We start from the raw sequence: 6473 nt of genomic DNA on the forward strand, positions 1-6473 counted from the left end.
TGGAACGACGATGCAGACGAGTGGCAGCACGCTATTGCCTGCAAAGCCGGCGACTTGCTCGTGCCGATGCACGACGCCGCCGGCAACCTGGTCAACGTCCAGCGGATCGACGCCAACGGCCGCAAGCGATTCCTGATGGGCGGGCGGAAGGCGGGCGCCTTCTATCGCATTCCAGGCGACGGTCCCGCATGGATCGCGGAAGGCTATGCCACCGCTGCGACGGTCCACGCCGCGACAGGCGTCCCCGTGGTCGTCGCTTTCGATGCGGGAAACATCGCTCCAGCAGCGCAGGCGGCGGGTGACATCACCGCCGTGGCTGCGGACAATGATGCGAACCACGCCGGCAGGCATGGCGCCGAGCGCGCATCGTTACCGTATGTTATGCCGCCCCAGGTGGGCCGCGACTGGAACGACCACGCCGCCGAACACGGCCTGCCTGACGTAGCGGAGCGGCTTCGCCAGCCCCTTGCCGCTCCCGTTCCCGTGCAGGCGGATGCACCCGCATTCGTCGACCTTGCAACCTTACCGGCCATTGAGCTGGAGGGCCGCGAGCAGGGATGGTTCAACCGTTTGGCGAAAGCCAGCGATCCCACGGACGCCGCCGCCATCGTATGGGCCATCTGCCGAAAGCGCGGCGTGACCATCCCCACGCAGCAGACGCTTCCCGAACTCATGGACCGCATCCGTGAGTCGGCCAACGACCTCATCGCGCCGGCTACGCTCACCGCCATGTCGCGCGCCCTGAGCGGCTGGAACGCCCGTCGTCAGGCCCGCGCCCTCTCGCACGTCCGTATCTCGCGCGAGGTGCTGAAGCGGCACCGCCACGAGGTGCACGACGCACTCCCAACCCTAACCGCCGACGAATACGCAGGCGTCATTCTTCTATGGGCGCCGATGGCGAGCGGCAAAACGCAGCGCATCGGAAAGCCGTTTTCCGACTTCGCGCGCACGCAGGGCCGATTCGTGGCGACTTGTCACCGCCGTTCGCTCGTGTCCGAAATGGCGCATCGCCTCGGGTGCCAGCACTACGCCGACATCACCGGCGATATCGCCTGGGCGGTCGACGCGATTGCCGTGTGCCTGCCGTCCATCACCAAAGCCGCCCTCGGGCAGATTTTTCGCGAGTGCGATTACCTGTTCATCGACGAAATCGCCCAGGTGCTCCGCTTCATGGAGAGCGACAAAACGTGTCGCACCGAAGACGGCACCAACGCGGACGTATACCGCGTGTTGCGCGACCTGGTTCGCAATGCCCGCTGCGTGATCGGCGCCGATGCCGGCATGGATGACCGCGTGGTGCGCTTCCTGGAGGAATGCCGCCCCCACGAGCGGTTCCGCATCATCGAGGTTCGCCCACGGGATGAAGGGCTAAGCGCCAGTTACGGCTACGGTGCAGATGCCGTGACCGCGATCTATGGCGAAATGTGCGCCAGGGTCGCGGACGGTCAACGCATTTGGGTGTCGTGCGAATCTGAGAAGCGCGTGGGCGAGGTCGCGAAGCTGCTGACGACGACCGGCGCGCGCGTATTGGCGGTGACGGCGAACAATCGAGGCAACGCGGAGCAGGCCCGATTCTGGACGAGCCCTGAAGACGTCTCACGCGAGTACGACGCCGTGGTGCATAGCCCCGTCATCAGCTCGGGCTTGTCGATTCAGCACGACGTCGCTGGCCCATGGTTCGACCATGGCTTCTTCATCGGCGGCGGCCACGCGATCACCCCTGCCGACGCCGCGCAGATGATGCGCCGTGTCCGATACCTGAAAAGCTGGTCGCTTGCGTTCGTCGCAAACACGCTGCGAGGCCAAGATGACCCCGGATCGATGATCCTCGGCATGGAGGCAGCGGCAGTAGCCGAAGGTGACGCGTCCCAAGCGTCTGAGTTCGACGCGTTCGTCGCCGGCATCAAGGCAGACACCAACGCTGCGCGCGCCGACTTCGCTGCCGGCATGGCGTGGGTACTTGAGGCTTCGTGCTTCAGCCTGTCGCGACTGCCGGAGAGCATCGAGGCCGCTGACGAAGCGTCGATCAAGCAGCTTCGCATGGAGCTTGACGCTGAGCGCCGCGCAGCCGTCATCGCGGCCCCCGACTTGACGGAGGATGAGGCCCGTCGCCTGCGCAACGCAGAGCGCCGCACGCAGGCCGATTCCGACGCCCTGCTGAAGCATGCCGTGCGTACTGCGCTTGGCGTCAGTGCGGTGGATGAGGCCGCGCTAGACGTATGGGACGACGGGCGCGGCCCGCGTCGCCTGGATAGGTTCAGCGCAGCGGTGTGGGGCGTCGCCATCAAGCAGGAGGCCGCCAAGCACATGACGCAGCGCCGGTTCAGCAAAGCCAGGGTGACGGCCTACCGCGATCTGTTCGACGGGTTCACACTGGCTCCTGGCCTGCGCGTTGGAGACGAGGACGCGGAACTTCTCGTGCGTCGGGTGATCGACAAACGCCACATGCTCGCGTGGCTGGGTGTGGCGCCGACCAAGTACGGCGCCTGCACGGGTTTCGACAAGGCTGGCAAACCGAAGCCTTTCCCAGTTCCGAAATACCTCCAGCGCGAGGTCGGCGACGTCTTCCGCGCCATGGGTCTGAACCTTGCGAGGCGGCAGAACCGGCACGCAGGGACGCAGTACTTCGAACTGGTGGAAGCGGCTTTTCAGGAAACAGCGGCATGGGCCGAGAGGCGAAACAGTCACACATCCGGTGTATCTGTCTTAGGGAGAACACCCCCATCTGTGACTGTCGAGCTTGCCGAGGACGATCAGTTCTGGCTCGACCTTCGTCGGGCCATATGGTCAGACGTCGATCACCTTACGCGTGACGATGTCGCGGCACGGGTCATCCCGTACCTGAGAAGCCGGCCCGTCACGCACGGGGCTAAGACGACGGCCTGGTGGCTGCGCAACGTCGTCGCTGAGCGCCTGGCTGCGTGAGCGACGGCACGGCCTGACCCCGCTGCGTCACGTCGCGTCGCCGTCAAGCTGAACGAGATGTTAAGCGTACGTGAAATTCTTGGGTCCTTCCTCGCCCCGCACCCCATGCGGGGCCGAAGACACCGCGAGATTTCATAACTGCGTGCCTCCAAAAACTCACTACCGGACTGCCGATTCATCAGCCGTTTAGACGCCCATATCACTTCGAATCATTTTCGTTCATCGCACGTCACGCTGAGTCACGTTCGCTGATGTATTCACGTTTGAGGTAGCTGGTCGAGGTGCATCGGCTCGCCTATCTTCACTCACACAATCAATCAGCACCCAAGGCCACACACTCACCATGACCACCACATCCGCACAGAACATCATCGCCGACGCCATCGAGCGCGCCGGCATGGCTCTCGGCTACCACGAGCACATCGCCGTGGGCATGACCGAAGGTCGCCGTATGCCAACCACGGCTGCCGCTCGCACGACTCTCGATCTGACGAGCGCCCTCGACATGCCGGCCCTGAGCGGCGAAGTCATCGCAGCCAACGCGCCGGCCAAGACCGTTCGCCTCGGCGCGCACCTGATCGCGTCCAGCCGCGTGGCTCAAGCTGGCGCGAGGATCATCGTCGCGAAGGAAAAGCCGCAGCCCGCGCAGGGCTTGGTCCTCTATCAGGACGCCGGCCTGTTCCGCATCGTCGAGCCGGCCGCCTTCGCTGCGGTCGCGGATGGCGCGCAGGCCGCTGATGGCGCGCTCGAAATCCACGACGCACCGATCCGCTGGGCTGACGCTCCATCCGTCGCATACCGCGCCTCTATCAGCCGCAGGCAGATGAAAGACGTTGGCGGCGCCGACCTGGCCGCGCAGGTTTTGCATAGCGTTTTTGCYGGGCTGGCGGTCGAGGCTGATCGTGTCTTGCTTGCCGCGATCAGCGCTGCCAGCCCCGGCACCTTCACCCTCGGCGCAGCCGCAGCTCGCGGCCTGGCGTTCAACGAACTGCGCGGCTTCGTCGGCACGGGTGGCGACGGTGCGACGGTCGACGCCGGCAACGCGCTGCGTACGGGTGGCATCGAGGCCGAGCTGACGAAGGCCACGGCATCGAGCCTGGTGGGTGCATTCAACCGCGCAGCCGTGGCGATCCGCCCCGAAATCGACGTGCAGTTCCATCGCGCGACGACCGAAGGCGACCTGACGGTGGTCGTGTTCGCTAGCCTGCTCGGCCTCGTCCCTGACGCCACCGCGTTTTGGAAGGTGGCGGCGTGATGCGCCGCCTGTTTTCCCGCAAGAAGGTGGAGACCGTCGCCGACGACCTCCCCGCCGAGGTTGCGACTGCCATCGAGACGGCAAGCGTGATCGTGCGTGCCGAGGCCGAGAAGGTGCTTGTTCACGTCCGTGGGTTCAACCCATTCGTTTACAGCCTGGAAGGCGCCATCGCGTTCATTCGCGACGCCTTCCCTACGCTCAACGACGGCCAGGTCGCGCGCGCCATCCGCTTCCTGGACGGCCACGTATCGAAGCGCGTCGATATGCAGGCACGACATGCAGCCGAAATGCACGGAGGCCGCGCTTCCCGCTGGTCGGAGTGGCGACCGCTGCGAATGGAGAATACATGATGCGCAAGTTGCCCTTAAGCCTGCACATCAACCACGAGTTGGCCGCTCGACTGGAAGCCGAGCGCGAGCGCATGTCGTCTGCCGCCGGCACGGAGATTTCCCGCAATGCTGCGGTTGAGGCGGTCCTGAAGCGCGGCCTTCAGCAAGAGAATACGGCGCAGCCCCGCCAATAAACAAAGGTAACCCGGCGCGCGGGGTTTAGTTGCGCGACGTCCCGGCCGAGGGCGATGGTAAAGAAGGCCCGGCGTGCGCCTCCGCTGTAAATAGGGGCGCAACTATTCCTCCAGTGGTGCCATATGAAATTCATTTCCAAGCTGCTTCGCCGCCACAGCGTTGAACCCGTCTTGCAAAAGCCGGCGAAACTGAAGCGCCGAACTATCCGGCGGAAGCCGAGGAAAATCGCGGATGGTGTTCGCCGAATCGACGCGAACGGGCCGATCCTCGCCCAGGCTCGCGCATGCCGATAACTCCGAAAGAAACGGTCACCGACGTCGAGCTGGCCGCCCTGGTTGGCGTGTCCTCGCGCCGCATTCGACAACTGGCCGAGAATGGCACGCTGGAGCGCGCCGGCCGTGGACGCTACGAATTGGGACCTGCGCTGCGAGCACTGCTAGAAGATGCATCCGGCTCGGGCTCCGCACTTCAGCGCGAACGCACACGAAAGACCGCCGCCGACGCTACGCGGGCCGAGCTGGAACTTGCTAAGGCCGCTGGCGAGGTCGCACCAATCGCGCAGATGGCGCGTGTGTGGGGACAGCGCATGGCGATTATCCGTCAGTGCGTCATGACAATTCCAAGCCGCGCCGGCTCGCGCCTGGTTGGCGAGAAGGATGAACGCAAGATCATCGCGATCCTGCGCGATGAAGTCGTGACGGCATTGCACCAAGCCGCCGATACCGAAATCACCCTTGACGACGAAGACCATGAAGAACCGAAAGCCGCTTAACCCTCACGTCGCCAAGGCAGCCAAGCGTGCCCGCGCGTTCCTGGCAGTCCCGCACACGACGATGCGCGAGCGAGCCAGCTCCCTGGAAAGCGCGGCGATGCTGGCCCGTCAGGCGGTCGACATGGCTGTGCGAGCCGGACGAGACGACCTTGCATTCCGCGCCCTAGAGCTGGCGCAGGACATGGAAGCATGACGTTCGAACGTGATCCTTGGCGTGTCGGCGTCGCGGTGCCGAAGAACGACAGAGAATCATGGGAGCGGTGCGTTCAGGCTCTACTTCCGCGCATCGGCATAGTGCACAAAGATAGCGACCTGGCCGAGCGCAAGCGCCATGCGCGCCTGTTGGCAATAGCTGCGCTTCGTGCTGCTGGCGAAAACGCGCTGGCCGATGGCTTGGCGAGCTAGCGGCGCATTCGTGTCATGCGCCCAAATGCTGCTGTAAGGCAAATGTGAGGCCGAACAATTCTTCAGGGTGATATCGATAATCGGCACTCGCAACTTCTGCACCGCTTTCGACCCATGCAGTTCCCACCCGTTCGTATTCGGATTGGGTCATGTCCCCGTACTTTTCATATGGATACCGCAACCCGACGAAGTTTGCGCCGAGGTCTTTCAGCACACCGGAAGGATCGTGCGTCAGCGAGGAAGGCCCGATTCGTTCCCCAGCGGCGCGCAGAATGTACTCCTGAACGACTGAAGGCAGCTGCGCGAAAAGCTTGTCGTACTTATGATGCGTGCCGGATTTGCCAGTGGCTTTCTCTAAAGCCGCTTTCAACAGCAGCTCAAAAGCGAGCAGCCGAAGTAGATAGGCGGAGTCTGAATCGTCCCCGGCCTGTCCAAGCATGTCGGCCGCTTGGAGTCGCGTGGCAGCTTCCCGGATCATCAGCGCGTGGCGAATTGGCGTCATAAAGGCGGCCCCCATCCTTCTAGCTTATTCCATCGCAGCGGCGGCACGCCTGATTCGTTTCCGCGCTGCCGTCGCTGCGCGCATCACTGG

General features: G+C 64.1%; 8 protein-coding genes. 7 read left to right on the forward strand and 1 reads right to left on the reverse strand.

The features are described from left to right. Positions 1-135 precede the first annotated feature (135 nt). From AC1DYM_RS20365 to AC1DYM_RS20395, 7 genes are all read left to right on the forward strand, one after another. Positions 136-2925: a plasmid replication protein, CyRepA1 family gene (locus tag AC1DYM_RS20365; RefSeq protein WP_477341485.1), complete on the forward strand. Its 2790-nt coding sequence runs from the start codon at positions 136-138 to the stop codon at positions 2923-2925. A 343-nt stretch (positions 2926-3268) separates the two neighbouring features. Next, complete coding sequence (locus tag AC1DYM_RS20370; protein WP_477341471.1) at positions 3269-4180, forward strand: hypothetical protein; 912 nt, start codon at positions 3269-3271, stop codon at positions 4178-4180. Further along, on the forward strand, positions 4180-4530 hold the full coding sequence (locus AC1DYM_RS20375; protein ID WP_477341473.1) for a hypothetical protein: 351 nt from the start codon (positions 4180-4182) through the stop codon (positions 4528-4530). Before AC1DYM_RS20370 ends, AC1DYM_RS20375 begins: the two co-directional genes overlap by 1 nt. Next, positions 4527-4703 (forward strand): hypothetical protein, encoded by a 177-nt coding sequence (locus AC1DYM_RS20380; RefSeq protein WP_477341475.1) that lies wholly within the window; start codon positions 4527-4529, stop codon positions 4701-4703. The genes AC1DYM_RS20375 and AC1DYM_RS20380 overlap by 4 nt, the downstream gene beginning before the upstream one ends. A 284-nt stretch (positions 4704-4987) precedes the next feature. Continuing rightward, a complete protein-coding gene (locus AC1DYM_RS20385) occupies positions 4988-5476 on the forward strand; it encodes a hypothetical protein (protein WP_477341477.1) in 489 nt (162 codons plus the stop codon). Then, complete coding sequence (locus AC1DYM_RS20390; RefSeq protein ID WP_477341479.1) at positions 5439-5669, forward strand: hypothetical protein; 231 nt, start codon at positions 5439-5441, stop codon at positions 5667-5669. The genes AC1DYM_RS20385 and AC1DYM_RS20390 overlap by 38 nt, the downstream gene beginning before the upstream one ends. Beyond that, entirely contained in the window at positions 5666-5881 is a 216-nt protein-coding gene (locus AC1DYM_RS20395) for a hypothetical protein (protein ID WP_477341481.1), read from the forward strand. Before AC1DYM_RS20390 ends, AC1DYM_RS20395 begins: the two co-directional genes overlap by 4 nt. Positions 5882-5894: 13 nt before the next feature. On the opposite strand, the gene AC1DYM_RS20400 is transcribed toward AC1DYM_RS20395, so the two are convergent. Continuing rightward, on the reverse strand, positions 5895-6383 hold the full coding sequence (locus AC1DYM_RS20400) for a hypothetical protein (RefSeq protein ID WP_477341483.1): 489 nt from the start codon (positions 6381-6383) through the stop codon (positions 5895-5897). Positions 6384-6473 lie beyond the last annotated feature (90 nt).

This window comes from Luteibacter sp. P1_D3 (assembly GCF_056406135.1).

Excerpts from the sequence above, each read along its gene's own strand:
- AC1DYM_RS20395 (WP_477341481.1), top strand. The coding sequence starts at position 5,666 with ATGACGTTCGAACGTGATCCTTGGCGTGTCGGCGTCGCGGTGCCGAAG.
- AC1DYM_RS20365 (WP_477341485.1), top strand. The coding sequence starts at position 136 with ATGGGCGGGCGGAAGGCGGGCGCCTTCTATCGCATTCCAGGCGACGGT.
- AC1DYM_RS20375 (WP_477341473.1), top strand. The coding sequence starts at position 4,180 with ATGCGCCGCCTGTTTTCCCGCAAGAAGGTGGAGACCGTCGCCGACGAC.
- AC1DYM_RS20400 (WP_477341483.1), bottom strand. The coding sequence starts at position 6,383 with ATGACGCCAATTCGCCACGCGCTGATGATCCGGGAAGCTGCCACGCGA.
- AC1DYM_RS20385 (WP_477341477.1), top strand. The coding sequence starts at position 4,988 with ATGCCGATAACTCCGAAAGAAACGGTCACCGACGTCGAGCTGGCCGCC.
- AC1DYM_RS20380 (WP_477341475.1), top strand. The coding sequence starts at position 4,527 with ATGATGCGCAAGTTGCCCTTAAGCCTGCACATCAACCACGAGTTGGCC.